The organism is Pseudomonas sp. B20 (genome assembly GCF_020515755.1).
Classification (GTDB): domain Bacteria; phylum Pseudomonadota; class Gammaproteobacteria; order Pseudomonadales; family Pseudomonadaceae; genus Aquipseudomonas; species Aquipseudomonas syringae.
The window spans coordinates 281,524-301,943 of sequence record NZ_JAHPJG010000006.1 but is presented as its reverse complement, the minus strand read 5'-3'; the positions used below and the strand labels follow the sequence as shown (position 1 = coordinate 301,943).

Here is a 20,420-nt window from a genome sequence, read left to right as displayed (position 1 = left end):
AGAGTTTGCACAAGCGCCGAAAATGCATCGACTGAAACACCGTCTTCGCGAGCAAGCTCGCTCCCACAAGGTCATCAGTGCCGCAGGGCATTCGCATGGATCGAGACACAGCCGACCTGTGTGAGTAATCCACATAGCTCGAAAAAACCCCGGCCCTGTGTGAGTAATCCACATGGCTCGAAAACATCCCGGCCCTGTGTGAGTGTTTCACATCGCCCGAAAACACCCCGTACCTGTGGGAGCGAGCTTGCTCGCGAAAGAGTTTGCACAAACGCCGAAAATGCATCGACTGAAACACCGACTTCGCGAGCAAGCTCGCTCCCACAAGGTCATAAGTGCCGCATGGCATTCGCATGGCTCGAAACACAGCCGACCTGTGATTATCGTGCCGATGCTCCGCGTCGGCATGCCTTTCGTGACGCTCTGCGTCACAAATCTTCAGCTTGGCGAGACGGTAGGCCTAACCAACTCTGGCGAAACGGCCTACGCTCACTTTAAAGTGTTCGGACACTGGCATCGCTTGCAGTCCCACAGTCATGAAGCAGTTGCCGGAAGGGGCTTTCGATGGGTAGAAAACTCGATGCGTGCCTGAGCGCGATCAATGAGGTGGTGCTGGGCAAGGAGGCGCAGGTACGGTTGGCGATGACGTGTCTGGTCGGCGGCGGGCATTTGCTGATCGAGGACTTGCCGGGGATGGGCAAGACCACGCTCAGTCATGCGCTGGCGAAAATTCTCGGTCTGAGTTATCAGCGCATTCAGTTCACTTCTGACCTGCTGCCAGGTGACATCCTGGGGACTTCGGTATTTGATCGGGACAGTGGGCAGTTCACCTTTCATCCGGGGCCGATTTTCGCCGAGCTGGTGCTCGCCGACGAGATCAACCGCGCCACGCCCAAGAGCCAGAGCGCGTTGCTGGAAGCCATGGAAGAAGGGCAGGTGTCGATCGAGGGCGCGACGCGTTTGTTACCCGATCCATTCTTTGTGATCGCGACCCAGAACCCGTTCAGTTCCGGCGGTACTTTTGCCTTGCCCGAGTCGCAACTGGACAGGTTCATGATGCGCATTTCCATGGGCTACCCAGCCAGAGCCGCAGAGAAAGCCCTGCTGCTGGGCGAGTCGCGCCGCGAGCTGTTGCCGCGTCTGCAACCGATTCTGGATCACGCCTTGCTTGGTCAGCTCCAGGCTCAGGCGCGGCAGGTGCGCGCCAGTGATGCCTTGGTTGATTATGTCTTGCGACTGGTCGAGGCGACGCGCAGTCAGCCGCAGTTCGCTTACGGACTTTCACCCAGGGCGAGCCTGGCGGTTCTGGCCGCTGCACGGGCCTGGGCGATGTTGCTGGGGCGTGATTACGTGATTCCCGAGGATGTGCAGGCGGTGCTGCCGTCGGTGATCGGCCACCGCTTGCGTGAACGCAGCGATCCGACCGGGCATGGCGGCGGTGCGCTGGTGCAATGGCTGTTGCGCGAGGTGCCCGTGCTTTGATCGAACCGCTCAAACCGCTCTGGCAACGCTGGCTGTCGAGGCGAATTCCTCCAGCGTCACGCATTACTCTCGACCACCGACGCATTTTCATCATGCCGACACGCACCGGCATGATTTACGCGTTAGTGCTGGTGCTCATGCTGCTGGTGGCGATCAATTACCAGAACAGCCTGGCCTACGGGTTGACCTTTCTGTTGCTGTCGATAGGCGTGCTGGCCATCCTGCACACCTACCGCAACGTCAGCGGTCTGGTTCTGAGTGCGGGCGTTGCGCGTTCGGTATTTGTCGGCGAGCCGGTGCAATTGCGCCTGCGCCTGGAAAGTGCCGGTCAGGCTCACCATGCATTGGGGTTGGGCTGGAGCGCGACAGCGTTGCAGTCAGGCGACGTGCTGCCTCGCGGCTTGACCGACCTGGAGCTGACACTGCCCGCCGAAAAGCGCGGTTGGCTGCGTGCGCCAAGGCTGCGCATCGAGAGTGTGTTTCCGCTGGGCATCTTTCGCGCCTGGAGCTGGCTCGATCTGGAGCAGAGCGCCTTGATCTATCCTCGACCTTTGTCCGGGACCATGCCGCTGCTCAAGGGCGTGCAGCCGCATGCCGAGGACGATGGCCATGCCACCCAGGGGGCCGGTGTAGATGATTATCAAGGCCTGCGCAGCTACCAGCCGGGTGACAATCGCAGTCGTCTGCACTGGAAAGCGTATTCCCGGGGGCAGGGGCTGCTGATCAAGGATTTCACCGACCTCAGCGGCCATGACCTGTGCCTGGACTTCATGGCGCTGGGCGGGGATATCGAAGAGCGCCTGTCGCGCCTGTGTTACTGGGTGCTGGAGCTGTCGCAACGGCAGCAGCCGTTTGCCCTGCGGTTACCGGGCTTTTTGTCGGCAGTGGACAGCGGTGATGCACACCGCGAAGTCTGCCTGCGCGCCCTTGCGCTGTACGGCCATCGATCATGAACGACAAGGTCAAGGCCGTTCCCGCCGCGCCCATTCCGCGTGTCAGCCTGACCTGGCTGCTGGTGGCGCAGGCACTGGTGGTGCTGCCGTTCGCGCTGCATGTCCCGGTGTCGATCATGATCCTCTGGCTGGGCTGCACGGTGTGGCGCGTTCAAGCGTTCCGCATGCGCGTGCGCTTGCCTGGCACCTGGGTCAAGTCCGGGCTGCTGGTGGGCACCGCAGGTGGTGTTTATCTGGCGCGCGGCAGCCTGGTCGGGCTGGATGCCGGGGCTGCGTTACTGGTGGCGGCATTCGTTCTGAAAATGCTGGAAATGAACAATCGCCGTGACGCGCGCGTGCTGATTTTTCTCGGTTTCTTCTGCGTGGCGGTTGGCTATCTGTTCGAAGACAACCTGCTGTGGGCGCTCTTCAGTCTGCTGCCGGTCAGCGCGCTGCTGGCTGCGTTGATCGGCCTGCAACACTCGGACCTGGCCGGCAGGTCGGCCGACACGCTCAAGCTGGCATTCAAGCTGATGGCGCAGGCGCTGCCGTTGATGCTCCTGCTGTTTCTGTTCTTTCCGCGTCTGGACCCGCTCTGGTCGCTGCCGCAGCCGAGCAACAAAGGCGTCACCGGCCTGTCGGACAACATGGCACCCGGCGACATGGCGGAACTGAGCAAATCACCTGCGCTGGTGTTCCGCGCCAGTTTCGAAGGGCCGATCCCGGCGCGCAGCCAGCTGTACTGGCGTGGTCTGACCCTTGAGCAGTTCGATGGACGTCGCTGGTCGCAGTCGGCCCGCGCCCAGACCGTACAGATAGCGCAGTGGCAGAAACGCGGTGAGCCGCTGGCCTACAGCGTTGTCATGGAAGCCAGCGGCCGGCCCTGGCTGCCGAGCCTCGACGTGGCAGAAACCACGTTGCCGGACGCGCGGCAGATGAGCGACTTCCGCTTGCAGCGCAGACGCCCCGTCGAGCAGTCGCTGCTGTACGCCGTCAACTCATGGCCGCAAAGCGTCCGGGATCCGCTGTCCAGCGAGCAGATCCAGCGTCAGGACCTGCAATTGCCTGCCAAGGGCAATGATCAGGCGCGGCAATGGGCCGATGACCTGCGTCGCCGCTACACCACGCCAGACGCCATGGTCGCGGCGATGCTCGGCTACTTCAGCGATCAGCCATTTCACTACACCCTCAAGCCGGTGCCACTGGGCAATGACAGCATCGATGAGTTCCTGTTTGCCAGTCGTCAGGGGTTTTGCGCCCACTATGCCGGTGCCATGACCTTTGTCCTGCGCGCGGCGGGCATTCCGGCGCGGGTGGTGGCCGGGTATCAGGGCGGTGAGCTGAACCCCGACGGGCAGTACCTGACTGTTCGTCAGTTCGACGCGCATGCCTGGGTGGAATACTGGCAGCCGGGCGTTGGCTGGCGCAGCGTCGACCCGACTGCAGCCGTGGCGCCGCAACGTATCGAGCAAGGCCTGGAGCAGGCGCTGGCGGCGGACGAAGCGTTTCTGCAGGACTCGCCCTATTCAGCGTTGCGCTATCGTAACGTGGCTTGGGTCAACGCCCTGCGCCTCAGTTGGGATAACCTCAATTACGGCTGGCAGCGTTGGGTGCTGGGCTATCAGGGACAACAGCAGTTACAAATTCTCGGTCGCTGGTTTTCAGGCTTCCAGGCGCCGGTTTTTGTCTTGGGAAGCCTGTTTTCACTGGGCCTGGTGGCATTATGGCTGTTCAAACCCTGGCAACGCGAAAGCGACTCGCAACTGCGCGTGTTCAACGCATTTGAACGCTTGCTCGCCCGCCATGGTCTGCGTCGTATGCCGGGTGAAGGCGCTGACGCATTCCGCCGCAGGGCGGTGCTCTACTTTCCGCAGCATGCCGAGGCCATTGAAGGTTTCATCCGCGAATTTCAAGCGCAGCGCTACGCTGGGCGGCTGGCTTCGGCAAGCCGCTTGAGGCAGGCACTGAGCACGTTGCGCCGTGGTTTGCCATGGAGGTTGTCAGCCGTCAGGGACAGGCACTCATGAATCAGTTTGTCGAAGGGGAATTGCATGTCTTCAATGGTGGATCATCTGGTCGCCGAAGTGCTGGCGCTGGATGTCAAATTGCTCGCGTGTCAGGCACGTCTTGCCGTTTCGACTGACAGCGAAGCGCTGCACGATTTACGTACCACGGTGCGCCGTCTGCGCAGCGTACTTCGGCCCCTGAGGGAAAACCCGAGTGCGGCAGAGCTGGAAGACGCGGCCAAGGCGGTCGGCCAACTGACCACGCCGCTGCGTGATATGCAGGTGCTCGCCGGGTTTCTTGAAGAGCAGGGTTTGAACGAGGCCGCATTCACACGCAACCGCTACCTGGAAAGCGCCTGCCCAAAGGTCGCCGGCTCGCCCGAGTTGACCGGTCTGCTCAAGCTGATTGACCGGTTCCCGGAAATGCTGCGCCTGCAACAGCGCCAGGGCATGTTGCGTGGGCTGCGCAAGACCATTGAAAAACGCATGGACAAGCAATGGCACAAGTTGCGTGTGGCCATCGCCGAGCCGGGGCACGATCGGCATGACCTGCGTTTGCTGATCAAGCGCGTGCGTTACGCTGCCGAAGCCTATCCGCAACTCAGCCATCAGCCGAAAAACATGCGGGCCCGGCTCAAATCCGCACAAGGCGAACTGGGCGACTGGCATGATCATCTGCAATGGCTGGCGCAGGCTGCGGAACAACCTGATCTGGCTCCCTGCGTGCCGGGCTGGCAAATCGGCATAGTAGGTGCCGAACGCAAGGCCGAAGCGTCGCTCAAACGCTTGGCCAAGGCTTGTTTCTGATCCAGTGATTTGTCATGAGGCAGGTCATTCAGGCCGCAAAAATGGCCATTATGCGGCCTGTCGTTAACTAAGAGGATGGTTATCATCCATCCACTTGTGTGTTGACGTGTGGAGTGAGCATGACCTTTTCTGAACTGATCGATGCGCTGAGTCGTGATCCGCACTCTGTCACGATCCCTGCCGAATGGTCGCAGGGGCGTGCCTGCTTTGGCGGGCTGATGGCTGCGCTGACCTACGAAGCGATGCGTGCACAGGTGCCGGAAGGGCGGCCGGTTCGTTCGCTGGCGATTACCTTTGTCGGGCCGGCCGCGCCCGGTGTACCGATTGCTTTCGAGGTCGACGTCCTGCGCCATGGCAAGGCAGTCAGTCAGGTGATGGGACGCGCCATGCAGAACGGTCAGGTCATGACCCTCATACAAGGCAGCTTCGGTGCCCCTCGGGAATCAATGATCACCTTTGCTGCAGAGGCCGCGCCGCTCCTCAAACCGGTCGATCAATGCCGGGAGTTGCCGTTCGCCAGCGGTGTAATGCCTGATTACCTGCGTTTCATGGACATCCGCTGGGCGTTGGGCGGCATGCCGTTCAGCAATACCCCGTCGCCTGCGATAGGCGGCTACGTGCGCTTTCGCGGTGAGCCGCACGCCACGCCCATGAGCGAAGCGCACATTCTGGCGCTGGTGGACACCTGGCCGCCTGCCATATTGCCGCATCTGGACAAGCCGGCCCCCGGCAGTTCATTGACCTGGACCATTGAGTTCGTCCAGCCGCAGCCATCGCTCGATACCCTGCAGTGGTGCAGCTATCGCGCAGTCATCGAGCATGCCCGCGATGGCTACGGTCATACCGCCGCGGCATTGTGGAGCCCCGACGGCGAGCTGATCGCAATCAGTCGCCAGACGGTCACCGTGTTTGGCTGACCGGCAACCGGATCAAGGTTTGCGAGCGGCCCGGGCGGCGTCCTGGCGCTGAAAACCCAGCGCCGCCACCAGGCCGATCACGCCGATGGCAACCGATGAAAGGCTTTCGGAAAACAGACCGTTGAGGATCAGCAGGGCCGCCAGAATGAACAGCGGTACGGCGATCAGGTACAGGGCCAGACTGGTCGAGTGCTCCTGATTGTCGTTGCTGTCACGCCATTGATTCAACTGCAGATCGGAAAGTGGCTTGTTCATGATGCGGTCCTCTTCAGGTAACGCGTAAAGCGTCGTTCAATGCCTGAAGGATAGGCCCGCGCGCCGATGGCTGACGAGTCAAGCCTGTCTATCGTGGCGATAGCCTGTTACAGCTTGAGCTGGCCAATGGCGGCATTCAGTTCGCCTGCCAGCGTGGCCAGTTCGTCACTGGTGCTGGCCGAGTCAACCGTCTGGATCACCGTGCGTTCGGTGACATCGCGGATACTCACCACCGCACGGTTCATCTCCTCGGCGACCTGACTTTGTTGCTGAGCCGCGACGGCGATCTGCGTGTTGCTTTCGCGCATCTGCGCCACGGCACCGGCAATCGCCGCCAGTGCATCGCCGGCTTCCCGCGCCTGCTGCACGCATTCGTCGGCCTTGTACGAGCTCTCCTGCATGAAATCCACGGCATCGCGGGTGCCGTTTTGCAGGGTCGAGACCATCGTGGTGATTTCATCGGTGGAGGTCTGCACCCGCTTCGCCAGATTGCGGACCTCATCGGCGACCACGGCAAAACCCCGACCCATTTCCCCGGCGCGCGCGGCCTCGATGGCTGCGTTGAGGGCGAGCAGGTTGGTCTGCTCGGCAATGCTGTGGATCACGTTGACCACGCCGTTGATCTTCTGGCTGTCTTCGGCCATGCGCTGGATCATTTCCGCCGTTTGCTGCACGCCGCTGGAAAGCCCGGCGATGGACACCTGCACACGGTCGACCACTACTTTGCCGCTGCCCGCCAGTGCGTCAGCCGTCTGCGACTGATCGCGGGTGGCTGTAGCGTGCTGGGCAATGTGGTGGACCGTGGCAGTCATTTCGTTGATGGCCGTGGCCACCTGATCGGTTTCGCTTTGCTGACCGAGCATGCCCTGGCGCACCTCCTTCATGCCCGCCGCCAGATGCGCGGCGCCCTTATCGAGACGGCCAGCGGTTTGCGAAGCGGTGTTGACCACTCGCTGATAACCGGCCTGCATAGCATTGAAGGCCTTGGCCATCTGCCCGACTTCATCTTCGTTGCGGTTGGGAACACGGGCCGCCAGGTCGCCGCTTTTTTCGACGTGCAGCATCACATCCTTGAGCGCGTTGAGCTGGCTGAGCAGAAAGCGGATCAGCAGTTGCGAGGCACAGAGCATCAATAACATCAGCACGAACACCGCAATCGCGTAGTGCGTGAAGCGATCCAGCAGGATTTGCATGAAGGTCGGGGTGAACGCCAGTAGCGCAATCCGTTGCTCGGCGCCTCGGGTGATGATCTGCGCACCGCTCAGCCATTGATCGCCAGCGGGCTTGTCCAGCGTCACCCAGTCGCGCGCGTCAGCCAGTTCCGGCAGCGCAAGGCCATCGACAACCGGTGTCTGACCCTGGCGGTACGTCAGCAATGTATCGCTGGAGGGCAGGGCTGCGTCGACGGGCCAGGCGGCCAGCAGGCGCGCCTGCGCTTGTGCTGCCTGACGCGACGCATCCGTGCGCGCCTGTTGTTCAGTTTGCATGGCGTACAGCACCAGCAACAGGGTGGTGACAAAAGCGACCGCGTTGACGGCCCAGAACTTATATTTCAGTGACAGGTTGCCAAGCCATGAGCCCATGAGTGGTCTTCTTCGGTGATCGGTTGAGATAGCAGCAAGATGCCATCACTGTGCCTCAGCCAACGAAGAGACTCTTGATGCGGGTCAAGAAAGCTGCAGATTTTCATCCTCCGGGTTTGTTTTCAGCACTGGCAAGGCAAAAAACTGCCGTGCGCAATCTGTGCTGTGGCGTGCGAGGTCTTCCTGCGTTTCGCCCCGGTGCAAGGCTACTTCGCGCAAGACTTCCGGCAGGTAAGCCGGCTCGTTGCGACCGTTTTTCGGCTTGGGACGCAGGCTGCGTGGCAGCAGGTAGGGCGCATCGCTTTCCAGCATCAATCGGCCGCGAGGGATGTTGCTCACCAGCGCGTGCAGGTGGGTGCCGCGTCGTTCGTCGCAGATCCAGCCGGTGATGCCGATATGCAGATCAAGGTCCAGGTAACTGAACAGCGCGGCGCGCTCGCCTGTAAAGCAGTGAACGACTGCCGCGGGCAGGCGGTCGCGGTAGTCGCGCAGAATTTCCAGCAGCCGCTGGTTGGCATCGCGCTCGTGGAGGAACACCGGTAATTGCAGTTCCACGGCCATGGCCAGGTGCGCCTCCAGGACCTTTTCCTGTTGGGGGCGAGGCGAGAAATCGCGATTGTAATCCAGGCCGCATTCACCTATGGCGCGAACGCGATTTTCCCTGAGCAGGGCATGCAACTGTTTTTCGGTGTCGCCGGTCCAATCGCTGGCTGAATGCGGGTGGATTCCCGCCGTGCAGAACAGGCGTTGCGCGCTTTCATCCAGCTCGTGACACAGCTGCAGGGCGTGTTCGCTGCCCTCGACACTGGTGCCGGTCACCACCAGTTGTTCGACGCCTGCGGCATAGGCACGGTCGAGTACCGCCTGTCGCTGCGAGGCGAAGCTTGCGTTGGTCAGATTGACGCCGATGTCGATGAGTTGCATGGTGCTACCTCCAGCTGAAGGCTGCCGAGCATACCAGAGCTCTGGCCACAACAAGAAAACGCTGGGTATTCAAGCGATTGAACCTGAGGGTTCAACGATTTCCTTCGCTGTTCGACGCTGCTGCGTGACCTCAAGATTTCCTTTTTCCTGTTTCTTTCCGGCATTGCCCTGGGGAAGTGAATGATCCGATCCGCGCTTGTGTCTTTGATGTGCCTGTTACCGCTGCTGCCCTTGCAGGTTTCTGCTCGTCAGACCGGTCCCGAGGTCGTGCAGCACACTGTGCAGGTGCGCGATTTGCCGGCGATTCGCAGCAGCAAGGTGCTACGCGTACTGGTCAATCAGAGCCGTAACAGCTCCGGCGACGTCAAGGGTCAGGAAATCGGCGTCGAATACCATCGCCTGCAAGCCTTCGAGCAGTACCTCAACAGCCATTCCCGTACCGGGCAGAAGATCACGATCAAGGTTATCCCCAAGGCCAAGAACCAGCTGCTGACGGCTTTGCAGCGCGGAGAAGGCGACATGATCGCGCCCGGCGAGCTGCTCGATGTCAGCGACGCCAAGGGCATTCAGGCCAGCGCACCGATCGTGCACGACGTGCCTCTGGTGCTGGTTGGCGTTCGTGGTCAGCGCAGTGTGCGCCGTGTGGATCAATTGTCCGGAAAGACCCTGAGCCTGCCCACCGGCAGTGCTGCCGACGAAGCCTTGCATCAGGTCAATCGGCAACTGGAACTGCGCAAGCTGCCCCTGGCAAAAATCGAATGGGTCGACCCCAGTCTGGCTGTCGAGGATGTGCTGGAAATGGTCCAGGCCGGGATTTACCCGATGACGCTGGTCGAGCAGCCGATTGCCGAGCGCTGGGCGAAGATCATGCCCAAACTGCGCATCGAACGCGGCCTGACCTTGCAGACCCACGGGGATATCAGCTGGTTCGTTCGTGACAACGCCACCCAGCTGCGGGCCAGTGTCGACGATTTCCTCAAAGACTATAAGCCGTCGGCCCAGCAGGATCAGGTGTTCGCCAACGCGTACAAGAACACCTACAAGGTCAACAACCCGTTGGTGCGCAACAACCTGCAGCGTCTGGAACAACTGCGTCCGATGCTGCAGCGCCATGCCGATGCGCAGGGCATGGACTGGCTTGACCTGGCTGCCCTCGCGTTCAAGGAATCCAAACTCGACCCGTCTGCCAAGGGCAGTGGCGGCGCGACAGGCTTGTTGCAGATCACGCCTTCGGCAGCGAAAAGCGTTGGCGTGCCGAGCATCCAGAGCGCTGACGACAACATCCGAGCCGGTTCGCGCTACATGGCGCTGATCCAGCGCAAGTATTTCTCCAGTAAACGGGTCAACGAACGCGAGCGCATGGCATTCGTGATGGCCGCCTATAACCTGGGACCTGAGCGCGTGCAGGGCATGCGCGAGGAAGCGCGGCGTCGCGGGCTGAACCCGAACCAGTGGTTCTTCCAGACCGAGCGCGTGGCGATGGAGCAGGGCGGTGCCAATGTCGTGGCGTTCGTGAACAGCGTGAACAAGTACTACCTGGCCTTTGACCGCGAGCGCGACTCGCTGGAAAAGAGCGGTCCCAAACCAGCGGTAAAACGCTAAAGATCGATTTATTCGATTTCTATACGCCGTTATTTGCGGTTTTTACATGAGTGAATTTGATTATCATGGCGCCACTCGCTGTTAATCACCCATCACTTACGGAAAGTCCTCCATGAACACATTGATCAAGTCGGTCCTCACCACTCGTGCCGGTTACGGCCTGACTGTCCTGCGCGTCATCGTCGGTATCGCGTTCATCGCGCACGGCAGCCAGAAACTGTTCGGCGCCTTCGGTGGTTATGGCCTGGAAGGCACTGCGCAGTACATGGAAAGCCTGGGCCTGACGCCGGGTTACCTGATGGCGCTGATGTCGGGCAGTGCCGAATTCTTTGGCGGCCTGGGCCTGCTGCTGGGGCTGCTGGCTCGTCCCGCTGCGGTCGTGGTGATCCTGCTTTTGCTGGTGGCGATCTTCACCGTGCACATCCACAACGGCTTCTTCATGGCCAACAACGGCTACGAGTACGCGCTGGCACTGCTCGGCGGGGCCGTAGCGGTACTCATCGAAGGTGCAGGCAAGTTTTCGCTGGACCGTATCATCGCCCGATAACCGGCTACGCTTGCTGTGCAAGGCCCGCTCTTGTGGCGGGCCTTGTGCGTTTGCGGGCTCCTGCCATGAATGGCAATTGACAATGAATGGGACGTTTCTCTAGGATGCGTGCTCAAGCGCCGATTTAACAACTACTTGCGGGGCGCCTGGCAAGGCTGAAGTCTTGTCGAAATACCGCTAAAACGTTGGTTCGGTGTTGCCTCTCACCGCTGCCCAGCGGATCTTGCGAGGCAGAGAAACCACCATGAACAACCTGCGCCCCCTCATTCGTCTTTCCCCGATCAGCACGGTCTTGTCCCGCAAGAACCCGAAAATTCTCCTCAGCGGTTCCCATCAGCCCACGTTGTTGCGCTATCTCGACGGCTGGCCGCGTCGGCGTGGCGGCTCCTGTGCGTTTCTGATTCAGTTCGCCGAGACCCATCAGTCGCTGAGTCATTTTGCCGACGATCAATTCGACCTCGCCGTGGTGCAATCGCCGCAGGCAGATGATGTCGGGCAGGTGATTCATGACCTGACCCGCATCGCCCGGCAGGGTCTGATTACGCTGGGTTGAATCGCCAGATTCAGCCAATGGGCATAGAAGGCATATTGCTGGCCCCCGACGCGTGAACGGACAGGCAAAATCGCCGCCTTATCAAAGGATTAGGTGGTTTTCGCATGCGTTTGGTCTATTGTGCTCTGGCGTGCCTGATGCTTTCCGGGCTGGCTTTTTCCGTTCAGGCCAGAAACGCCACGGAAAACGAGCGTTATCTGTGTCGTTGGGGCTCGGCCATTGCGGGCGGTGCGCAGGCCTCCAAGTTGTCAGGCGTTACTCGCTATGGCGCGCGGCAGAAGCTGCAGGCGCGCAAGTTTGCCAAACAATGGATGCGGCCCATGGCATTGCGTATCACGGAACAGACCTACGACAGCGAGTCGCGGCTCAAGCCTGATGCGGTGACCAAGGTCTATTACGACGGCTGCATCCAGCATGAGGTGGCGCGACGTTGAGTCTTTGTCGCCTGTCGAACTGATTTTTGCCGGGCCGGAGAAACTTCTTGAGTACAAAGATCATCACCCGTGACGGGCATCAAGCCCTGAAGAAAGAACTCGACTACCTGTGGCGAGAGCACCGGCCTGACATTACGCAAAAAGTCGCCTGGGCGGCATCGCTCGGGGATCGCAGCGAGAACGCCGATTACCAGTACAACAAGAAGCTGCTGCGCGAGATCGACCGACGCGTGCGTTACCTGCGCAAGCGCCTCGAAGACATGCGTGTCGTGCAGTATTCCCCGGAGCAGGAAGGACGGGTGTTCTTCGGTGCCTGGGTCGAGATCGAAAACGAAGCGGGCGATATCAAGAAATTCCGCATTGTCGGTTATGACGAAATCTATGGGCGCAACGACTACATCTCCATCGACTCGCCCATGGCCCGCGCCTTGCTGAAGAAGGAAGTGGGCGACGAGGTGCTGGTCAATACGCCCGAAGGCGAGAAGCTGTGGTTCGTGAACTCGATTGATTACGAGAAGTGAAGCCGGACGCAGAGCGTCCGGCATTGCATTCTCACGCGGAGCGCTGATCGCTATACACAACTAGCTCGCTCCCACGAGATTTGTGAGTAGCCTCAACCCTCGCGCAGCACGGTCAGCGGGCTGACGTTCAGTGCGCGGCGGGTGCCGAATACACCCGCACTACCGACCAGCAAGGCACCGATCACCGGCAGCAACAGTAGCCACGGATGCGGTTGCCATTCCAGCGAAAAGGCGTAGCGGTACAGCACGAAGCTCACCAGCTCACAGCCCAACGCCGCCAGTACGCCACTGGCAGCTCCCAGCAAACCGAATTCGATGCGTCGCGACTTGATCAGCAGCGCTCGCTCTGCGCCCAGCGCACGCAGCAGTGCGCCTTGCCGGATGCGCTCGTCCAGCGTGGCCTGCAATCCGGAAAACAGCACGGCGATACCTGCAGCCAGCACGAACAGCAGGACGAACTGCACGGCCAGGGTCACCTGATCGAGGATGCTGCGTACCTGCGCCAGCAGAGCCTCTACACCCAGAATGCTGATGGAAGGGTAGGCGCGCGACAGCTCGACGATCTGCTTGTCCTGGCCGGGTGGCAGGTAAAAGCTGGTCAGGTAAGTGGTCGGCAAGTCGGCGAGGGTGCCGGGCTGGAAAATCATGAAGAAGTTGGGCTGGAAGGTATCCCAGTTCACGTTCCTGAGGCTGGTAACCACGGCTTCGCGGGTCAGTCCGCCGACGATGAAGCTCAAGCGATCGCCCAGTTTGATTTTCAGGCTGTCGGCCAGTTTAGCCTCGATCGAGACACCGGGCGTTGCGTCGCTTTGCCCGGAGTCAGGCAGCGCCTTCCACCAACTGCCGGCAGTCAGGGTATTGCCCTCGGGCAGCTCGGCGGCCCAGGTCAGGCTCAGGTCGCGACGCGTGGCATTTTCACCGCGCGAATCCTTGGTCACGAAGTTACTGACCGGTTCACCGTTGATGCTGGTCAGGCGTCCTGGCACCACCGGGTAAAGGGGCGCCGCGTGAGTGGACAGCTTGCTCAGGGTCTGGGCGAAGTTTTCTTTATCGGCCGGCAGTACATTGAGCACGAAATAGTTCGGTGCATCCTTGGGCAGCTGATTTTGCCAAGTGTCGAGCAGCTCACCGCGCAGCAGCGCGATCAAGCCCATCGACAGCAAAATCAGGCCGAAAGCCAGTGATTGTCCGGCAGCGGCCAGCGGGTAACGCAGCAGTTGCCCCAAACCCAGTCGCCAGGGCAGCGAGGCGCCGGACAGCAGACGGCGCAGGCTGTTGAGCGCCAGTAACAGCAGACTGCCGAGCAGCAGCGCGGCGACGATGCCGCCGCCCAGCAGGGCGAAGGTCAGCACCAGATCCAGGCTCAGACGCCACATGATCAGGCCCAGCGCGAGCAACGCTGCGCCATACACGAACCAGGAGCTGGCGGGGATTGGCAGCATGTCGCGGCGCAGGACGCGCAGCGGCGGCACGCGACCCAGTGCAGCCAGCGGCGGCAGGGCGAAACCGGCCAGGGCTACCAGCCCGGTGCCCATGCCGGCCAGCGCAGGCAGCACGCCGCCGGGCGGAACGGTTGCCGGAAGCAGATTTTGCAGCAGCGCGAACAGCCCGAGCTGTGCCAGCCAGCCCAGCAAGGCACCACTCAGGCTGGCCAGCAAGCCGATGATCGCCAGTTGCAGACTGAACAGGGTCATCGCCTCACCGCGCGACAGTCCCAGGCAGCGCAGCAGGGCGCTGGCATCGAAGCGCCGTGCAGCGAATCGGGATGCCGACAGCGCCACGGCAACGCCCGCCAGCAACACGGCGACCAGACTGGCCATATTCAAATAACGTTCGGCCTTGCCCAGTGCGCCGCCAATCTGCTGGCTGCCATCGCGGGCGTCCTTGATTTCCTGATGCGGCTCAAGACCCGGCTCGATGGCTTTGCGATAGGCCGCCAGTGCTTGCGGCGGGCCGCTCCACATCTCCCGATAGGTGACCCGGCTGCCCGGCTGTACCACACCGGTGGCAGCGAGGTCCTGCAGGTTGATCATCACGCGCGGGGTCAGGCTGTAGAAGTTGCCTGCCCGGTCTGGCTCGTAAGTCAGTATGCGGGTCAGTTTCAAGGTTTTGGAGCCGACGTCTAGGTCGTCTCCCACCTTCAGGTCGACCGCAGGAAGCAAGCGTGCCTCGACCCAGGCTTCACCCGGTTGCGGACCGCTGCCAGCCTGTTCTGGCTGGTACAGGTCTGCGGCGCTTTTCAGTTCGCCGCGCAATGGGTAAGCGTCGTCCACCGCCTTGATGCTCGACAGCTGGATACCTGCGTCGGTCGCGATCACGCTGGAAAACACCACGATCTGCGCATGCTTGAGTTGCAGGCGTTTGCCTTCTTCGACCTGCTCGGCACGCGCCGGGCTCGAGCCTTCGAGGATCAGATCGGCACCCAGAAACTCGGTCGCCCGCAGCAGCATCGCGCCGTTCAGACGGGCGCCAAAATAACCGATGGCGGTGCTCGCCGCCACGGCGACCAGAAGGGCAAAAAACAATACCCGCAATTCTCCGGCGCGGGCATCGCGCATCAGTTGGCGGACAGCGAGGCTCAGCAGGCGGGCAAAAGGCAAACGTGCCATCAAGGCTCCAGCGGGGCGACCAGTCGGCCCCCTTCAAGACGGATCAGGCGACGGCAGCGATGCGCCAGACGCTCATCGTGAGTGACCAGCACCAGCGTGGTGTTGCGCTCCTTGTTCAGTTCGAAGAGCAGGTCGCTGATACGTTCGCCGGTGTGACTGTCGAGGTTGCCGGTGGGTTCGTCGGCGAACAGCACGTCGGGGTCGGCTGCGAAGGCGCGGGCAATGGCGACCCGTTGCTGTTCGCCACCGGACAGCTGACGCGGCGTGTGGGTCAGGCGCTGGCCAAGGCCCACCCGTTCCAGCAGGTCGCGGGCTTTTTCACGGGCGTCTTTGCGGCCTTCGAGCTCCATCGGCAGCATGACGTTTTCCAGCGCGTTCAGGCTGTCGAGCAACTGGAACGACTGAAACACAAACCCGACGTGCTCGGCCCGCACTCTGGCGCGCTGGTCTTCATCCAGCTCGCTGAGATTGCGTCCCGAAAGGATGACCGAACCTGCGCTCGGCAGGTCCAGCCCGGCCAGTAAGCCGAGCAGGGTGGATTTGCCCGAACCGGAGGCACCGACGATGGCCAGCGTATCGCCCTTGTTTAGTTCCAGGGAGAGTTCGTGCAGGATGGTCAGGTCACCTTCGGTGCTGGGGACTACTTTGCTGAGGCTTTGGGCACTGAGAATACTTTCACTCATGGAGAATCCGATGCGTGCGTTGTTTTTAAGTGCTGGCCTGGGGTTACTGCTGCTGTCACAGGGCGCGTTGGCGGGCACGGTGTTGATCGTTGGGGATAGTATCAGTGCGGCTTTCGGGCTGGATACCCGCGTGGGGTGGGTCAGTCTGCTGGAACAGCGTCTGAGCAAGGAGGGATTCGACGACAAGGTAGTCAATGCTTCTATCAGTGGCGACACCAGCGCAGGCGGCCAGGCGCGTTTGCCTGCGCTGCTTGCAGAGCATAAGCCGGAACTGGTTATTCTGGAGTTGGGCGGCAACGATGGCCTGCGCGGCCAGCAGCCTGCTCAATTGCAACAAAACCTTTCATCGATGATCGACCGTTCGCAGGCGGCAGGTGCCAAAGTGCTGTTATTGGGCATGCGCATCCCGCCCAACTACGGGCCACGCTACACCAAGGCCTTTGAAGAGGTTTACAGCAATCTGGCCAAGGAGAAAAAGGTCCCCTTCGTGCCATTCTTTCTCGAAGGTGTAGGCGGGGTGCCCGAACTGATGCAGGCCGATGGCCTGCATCCGGCGGCCGGCGCTCAGGGCAAGTTGCTGGAAAATGTCTGGCCGAGCCTGAAACCGCTGCTTTGAGGCTTTCCCGGGCGGGGGCTTTCGGCTAATGTGGCGCCCCCGATCTGGAGCCCCCCATGCCGCGTCCCGCCTGGTCCCTGTATGCCTATCAAATGCTTGAACCCGATGAGCAGCTGGATCTGTTCGCCTGTCAGGAAGTGCGCGTCCATCTGATCGCTCGCCAATTGGAGCTGGGCGGCTCGATCGACCGTACATTGTGTGGCACGTTGTTGCCGGCCCAGCCGCAAATGCGCGCCGTCGAACTGCAGGCCATGCGTGATGAGCGTCTGTGTCCCTTGTGCAAGGCCATCATGGATGCGCAACGCAGGGGGATGAATCCTATCTGGCCTGAACTCTAGCTGTCATGACTGCCTGAACGCCGGCCGCAGATATCCCCGATCCGGCAAGGGCCGGTGTACACTTCAGTTGCTGTTTCACTTTCTATAGTCGTTACCCGAAGGATCTTCCCGGATGTTGTCGCGCATTCCAGCCGTTACCCGCTGTCTGTCGCTTGCTGCTCTGTGCGCGGCGAGCTCTGTCCATGCACTGGAGTTTCCGTTGCCGCCGCCCGGCGAAGACATCGTGGGGCAGGTGCAGGTCATCAAGGCCAAATACGAAGACACCTTCGCCGATCTGGGCACCCAATATGATCTGGGCTACCTGGAAATGATCGCTGCCAACCCTGGCGTCGATCCCTGGTTGCCGGGTGCAGGCAAGGACATCGTGCTGCCGACCCGTTTCATTCTGCCGCCGGGTCCGCGCGAAGGGATTGTCATCAACCTTGCCGAATACCGCATGTATTACTACCCCAAGGGGCAGAATGTCGTGCACACCTATCCGCTGGGTGTCGGTCGTGAAGGCTGGGGATCGCCGATTGGCGTGACCAAGGTGACGGCCAAGACGCCGAACCCGACCTGGACGCCGCCGGCCTCGATCAAGGCCGAGCATGCGGCCGATGGCGATCCGCTGCCAGACGTGGTGCCGGCTGGTCCGGACAACCCGCTGGGGCCGTTCAAATTCGGCCTGGGGCTTTCCGGCTACCTGATCCACGGCTCGAACAAGAAGTTCGGCATCGGCATGCGCACCAGTCACGGCTGTTTCCGCATGTACAACAATAACGTGCTGGAACTGGCCGACATGGCTCCGGTCGGCACGACCGTGCGCATCATCAGCGAGCCCTACAAGTTCGGCATCAGTGGCGGCAAGGTTTACCTGGAAGCGCACACGCCGGTTGATGACCTGGGCAACCCGTCGGTGGTCGACAAGCACACTGCGGTGATCAATGCGCTGCTCAAGCGTGACGACCTGGCCAACAACCTGCGCATGAACTGGGACGTGGTACGTGATGTGGTTGCGGCCGAAGACGGCATGCCGGTGGAGATCGCAGAACCGGGCAAAGCGCCTGCGAGTGCTGAAGAGCCGGTGATTTTTCAGTAAATCGTCGCCAGCAATCGCTCTCGTTCCAATGCGGAGCTTTGGCAAAAATTAGTTATCTTCCTGATACAGCAGAACAGTCATTCAGGCTTGCGCAGGCAATCACCCAGCCAGAAAACAGGCAAAAAAAAGCCGACCCGTTACCGGGTCGGCTTTCAATAATCCCGGGGGATTATTACTTGCGGCTGGCTTTGTCCAACATGCGCAGAGCGCGCTCGTTGGCTTCGTCAGCAGTTTGCTGAGCTTTTTGAGCAGCAGCCATAGCTTCGTCAGCCTTGCGGTAGGCTTCGTCGGCACGTGCTTGCGAACGAGCTGCTGCGTCTTCGGTAGCTGTCAGACGAGCTTCGGTTTCTTTGGATACGCTGCTGCAACCGGTAGCCAGAACTGCGGCCAGAGCCAGAGCAGAGAATTTCAGAACGTTGTTCATCGTGTTCACCTTCAAGGAATTTTTTTTCAAATTAGTCATCTCTCGAAAATGAGAAAACGACCGGCGTACATAGTACCCATTGTTTGTAGTAAGTAAACGGACCCGGCGCAAGAAGCTGCTAAAATTCCTCGCTTTGAAAGCGCTCCGCGTTACTTCTCAAGCATTCTGTACAAAAACTATCCACTTTAACGGGACCCATGCCGTGCTGAAGCGTTACCGACAGTTCGCATCAGCCCTTGCCTGATCGACTGCTGGTCGGCACGTGAGCATTTCCAAGTGTTTTTACATCGACCGAGCTTGAGCATAGTCGCTAATGGCGCCTACTATCTCAATGTGATGTCCGTCGAGATCGGCAGTGCTCTACCGGTGTCGAAAACAGACACTGGGTGGCGTAGATGTTCCTTCGCCTGAAAAAGACCGGTAAGGTAGGGGTCAAATTCCAAGACCCGCGAGGAGTAGCGATGAGCGAGGCGTTGTCCATCCACCATGACGAAGTCGGCCACCATTTCGAAATCATTATCGACGGCCACCGTGCCTATCTGACCTATATGGATCTCGGCAAGCAGACCCTGGACTTCTATCGGACCTTCGTACCGGACGCCTTGCGGGGTCGCGGAATTGCTGCGGCGCTGACCAAGGAGGCGCTCGATTATGCCGACAGCATGGGCTATTCCGTCATACCGTCCTGCTCTTATGTCGAGCGTTACATGGAGCTGCATGATCTGCAGTCGCAGGCGGCCAAGCTCTGACGACCTGTAGCGACCGACAGTCAGCATAAGAAAACGCCGAGCATTTGCTCGGCGTTTTCGTTATTGCAGTGCAGTCGGTCAGGCAATTACTTGCGCTTGCGAGCTGGCAGCACATCCTTGAGTTTCGCGTGCATGCTGCGCAAGGTCTTTTCAGTGCTTTCCCAATCGATGCAGGCATCGGTAATCGACACGCCGTACTGCAATTCCGACAGGTCCTTGGGAATCGCCTGGCAGCCCCAGTTCAAATGGCTCTCGACCATCAGGCCGATGATCGATTCGTTGCCTTCCAGGATCTGGTTGGCGACGTTTTCCATCACCAGCGGTTGCAGCGCCGGGTCCTTGTTGGAGTTGGCATGGCTGCAGTCGACCATGATGTTCGGGCGAATGCCGGACTTGTTAAGCGCCTGCTCGCAGAGCGCAACGCTGACCGAGTCATAGTTGGGCTTGCCGTTGCCGCCGCGCAGCACCACATGACCGTAGGCATTGCCTTTGGTGGTCACGATCGACACGCCGCCTTCCTGGTTGATACCCAGGAAACGATGCGGGCTCGACACCGATTGCAAGGCGTTGATGGCAACCGTCAGGCCGCCGTCGGTGCCGTTCTTGAAACCGACTGCCGAGGACAGGCCCGACGCCATCTCGCGGTGAGTCTGGGATTCTGTGGTGCGCGCGCCGATGGCCGACCAGCTGATCAGGTCCTGCAGATACTGCGGGGAGATAGGGTCCAAGGCTTCGGTGGCGGTGGGCAGCCCCATTTCGGCCAGATCCAGCAGCAGCTGGCGACCGATGTGCAGGCCATCCTGGATCTTGAACGAGTCATCCAGGTACGGGTCGTTGATCAGGCCTTTCCAGCCTACCGTGGTGCGTGGCTTCTCGAAATAGACGCGCATCACCAGATACAGCGTGTCAGACACTTCCGCGGCCAGCGCCTTGAGACGCTCGGCGTACTCCTTGGCTGCCTTCAGGTCGTGGATCGAGCACGGGCCGATCACGATGAACAGGCGGTGATCATGGCCATCGAGAATGTTGCGAATCACTTCGCGGCCCTGGCTGACGGTCTGCAGGGCAGCATCGGTCAGGGGGATGTCGCGCTTGAGCTGATCCGGAGTGATCAGAGTCTCGTTGGAGGCAACGTTGAGGTCGTCAATCGGTAAATCAGCCATCGTGTTACTCATCAGGTCGCGGGTACTGGCCGCCAACGGTCCCCCGTGCGGCGGTGCCCAGCAGGTTTGAGCGCAGCGGGGAGCCGAACCTTAGCGCGTTATCGCGTCGTTCGACAATAAGTAAACGAGGTATCGGCCAGGTCTTTGGCCGAGATGCGCTGCCTTATTGCAAGACAATCCGCTGCGACGGATAGTGT

General features: G+C 60.7%; 21 protein-coding genes. 14 read left to right on the top strand and 7 right to left on the bottom strand.

Annotated features, from left to right (window positions below; genetic code table 11):
* Positions 1-564: 564 nt before the first annotated feature.
* The 5 genes from LIX91_RS09370 to LIX91_RS09350 all read left to right on the top strand — a co-directional run bounded on the left by LIX91_RS09370 (position 565) and on the right by LIX91_RS09350 (position 6,144).
* Positions 565-1,482, top strand: a complete 918-nt coding sequence (locus tag LIX91_RS09370; protein ID WP_004410418.1) for an AAA family ATPase — start codon at positions 565-567, stop codon at positions 1,480-1,482.
* Positions 1,452-2,435 (top strand): DUF58 domain-containing protein, encoded by a 984-nt coding sequence (locus LIX91_RS09365; protein ID WP_024661956.1) that lies wholly within the window; start codon positions 1,452-1,454, stop codon positions 2,433-2,435. Before LIX91_RS09370 ends, LIX91_RS09365 begins: the two co-directional genes overlap by 31 nt.
* Positions 2,432-4,441 (top strand): DUF3488 and DUF4129 domain-containing transglutaminase family protein, encoded by a 2,010-nt coding sequence (locus tag LIX91_RS09360; protein WP_226488393.1) that lies wholly within the window; start codon positions 2,432-2,434, stop codon positions 4,439-4,441. Before LIX91_RS09365 ends, LIX91_RS09360 begins: the two co-directional genes overlap by 4 nt.
* Positions 4,442-4,474: 33 nt before the next feature.
* The gene (locus tag LIX91_RS09355; protein ID WP_226488394.1) at positions 4,475-5,227 is read left to right on the top strand and encodes a CHAD domain-containing protein; all 753 of its coding nucleotides are present in this window, start codon (positions 4,475-4,477) and stop codon (positions 5,225-5,227) included.
* A 119-nt stretch (positions 5,228-5,346) separates the two neighbouring features.
* On the top strand, positions 5,347-6,144 hold the full coding sequence (locus tag LIX91_RS09350) for an acyl-CoA thioesterase (RefSeq protein ID WP_226488392.1): 798 nt from the start codon (positions 5,347-5,349) through the stop codon (positions 6,142-6,144).
* Between the two features lie 12 nt (positions 6,145-6,156).
* Here the strand turns inward: LIX91_RS09350 and LIX91_RS09345 are convergent, their stop codons facing one another.
* The 3 genes from LIX91_RS09345 to LIX91_RS09335 all read right to left on the bottom strand — a co-directional run bounded on the left by LIX91_RS09345 (position 6,157) and on the right by LIX91_RS09335 (position 8,906).
* On the bottom strand, positions 6,157-6,399 hold the full coding sequence (locus LIX91_RS09345) for a hypothetical protein (protein WP_226488391.1): 243 nt from the start codon (positions 6,397-6,399) through the stop codon (positions 6,157-6,159).
* Between the two features lie 107 nt (positions 6,400-6,506).
* Complete coding sequence (locus LIX91_RS09340; RefSeq protein ID WP_226488390.1) at positions 6,507-7,982, bottom strand: methyl-accepting chemotaxis protein; 1,476 nt, start codon at positions 7,980-7,982, stop codon at positions 6,507-6,509.
* Between the two features lie 84 nt (positions 7,983-8,066).
* Positions 8,067-8,906, bottom strand: a complete 840-nt coding sequence (locus tag LIX91_RS09335; protein ID WP_226488389.1) for a TatD family hydrolase — start codon at positions 8,904-8,906, stop codon at positions 8,067-8,069.
* 180 nt (positions 8,907-9,086) lie between these two features.
* On the opposite strand from LIX91_RS09335, the gene LIX91_RS09330 reads away from it, so the two are divergent.
* The 5 genes from LIX91_RS09330 (at position 9,087) to greB (ending at position 12,563) form a co-directional block, all read left to right on the top strand.
* Positions 9,087-10,508, top strand: coding sequence for a transglycosylase SLT domain-containing protein (locus LIX91_RS09330; RefSeq protein ID WP_226488388.1), 1,422 nt, complete (start codon positions 9,087-9,089; stop codon positions 10,506-10,508).
* Between the two features lie 112 nt (positions 10,509-10,620).
* Positions 10,621-11,055: a DoxX family protein gene (locus LIX91_RS09325; RefSeq protein ID WP_100073679.1), complete on the top strand. Its 435-nt coding sequence runs from the start codon at positions 10,621-10,623 to the stop codon at positions 11,053-11,055.
* Positions 11,056-11,299: 244 nt separating this feature from the next.
* Entirely contained in the window at positions 11,300-11,608 is a 309-nt protein-coding gene (locus tag LIX91_RS09320) for a hypothetical protein (RefSeq protein ID WP_003316620.1), read from the top strand.
* Positions 11,609-11,712: 104 nt separating this feature from the next.
* A complete protein-coding gene (locus LIX91_RS09315; protein WP_017277884.1) occupies positions 11,713-12,042 on the top strand; it encodes a hypothetical protein in 330 nt (109 codons plus the stop codon).
* Between the two features lie 47 nt (positions 12,043-12,089).
* Complete coding sequence (gene greB / locus LIX91_RS09310; protein ID WP_003416106.1) at positions 12,090-12,563, top strand: transcription elongation factor GreB; 474 nt, start codon at positions 12,090-12,092, stop codon at positions 12,561-12,563.
* A 92-nt stretch (positions 12,564-12,655) separates the two neighbouring features.
* Here greB and LIX91_RS09305 read toward each other — a convergent pair whose 3' ends face one another.
* Together LIX91_RS09305 and LIX91_RS09300 are read right to left on the bottom strand one after the other, a co-directional pair.
* Positions 12,656-15,172 carry an ABC transporter permease gene (locus LIX91_RS09305; protein WP_226488387.1) on the bottom strand — a complete coding sequence of 839 codons (2,517 nt, stop codon included), beginning with the start codon at positions 15,170-15,172 and terminating at the stop codon, positions 12,656-12,658.
* Positions 15,172-15,855, bottom strand: a complete 684-nt coding sequence (locus tag LIX91_RS09300) for an ABC transporter ATP-binding protein (protein WP_003406778.1) — start codon at positions 15,853-15,855, stop codon at positions 15,172-15,174. The genes LIX91_RS09305 and LIX91_RS09300 overlap by 1 nt, the downstream gene beginning before the upstream one ends.
* Before the next feature lie 10 nt (positions 15,856-15,865).
* On the opposite strand from LIX91_RS09300, the gene LIX91_RS09295 reads away from it, so the two are divergent.
* The 3 genes from LIX91_RS09295 to LIX91_RS09285 all read left to right on the top strand — a co-directional run bounded on the left by LIX91_RS09295 (position 15,866) and on the right by LIX91_RS09285 (position 17,887).
* Complete coding sequence (locus LIX91_RS09295; RefSeq protein WP_003315715.1) at positions 15,866-16,471, top strand: arylesterase; 606 nt, start codon at positions 15,866-15,868, stop codon at positions 16,469-16,471.
* 56 nt (positions 16,472-16,527) lie between these two features.
* Positions 16,528-16,809: a hypothetical protein gene (locus tag LIX91_RS09290; RefSeq protein ID WP_003315714.1), complete on the top strand. Its 282-nt coding sequence runs from the start codon at positions 16,528-16,530 to the stop codon at positions 16,807-16,809.
* 112 nt (positions 16,810-16,921) lie between these two features.
* Positions 16,922-17,887 (top strand): L,D-transpeptidase family protein, encoded by a 966-nt coding sequence (locus LIX91_RS09285; protein WP_044323451.1) that lies wholly within the window; start codon positions 16,922-16,924, stop codon positions 17,885-17,887.
* Between the two features lie 172 nt (positions 17,888-18,059).
* On the opposite strand, the gene LIX91_RS09280 is transcribed toward LIX91_RS09285, so the two are convergent.
* Positions 18,060-18,311 carry an Lpp/OprI family alanine-zipper lipoprotein gene (locus LIX91_RS09280; protein WP_003347084.1) on the bottom strand — a complete coding sequence of 84 codons (252 nt, stop codon included), beginning with the start codon at positions 18,309-18,311 and terminating at the stop codon, positions 18,060-18,062.
* Positions 18,312-18,772: 461 nt separating this feature from the next.
* On the opposite strand from LIX91_RS09280, the gene LIX91_RS09275 reads away from it, so the two are divergent.
* Positions 18,773-19,060 (top strand): GNAT family N-acetyltransferase, encoded by a 288-nt coding sequence (locus LIX91_RS09275; protein ID WP_003315710.1) that lies wholly within the window; start codon positions 18,773-18,775, stop codon positions 19,058-19,060.
* An 86-nt stretch (positions 19,061-19,146) separates the two neighbouring features.
* On the opposite strand, the gene LIX91_RS09270 is transcribed toward LIX91_RS09275, so the two are convergent.
* A complete protein-coding gene (locus tag LIX91_RS09270; RefSeq protein ID WP_003315709.1) occupies positions 19,147-20,223 on the bottom strand; it encodes a 3-deoxy-7-phosphoheptulonate synthase in 1,077 nt (358 codons plus the stop codon).
* Between the last annotated feature and the right edge of the window lie 197 nt (positions 20,224-20,420).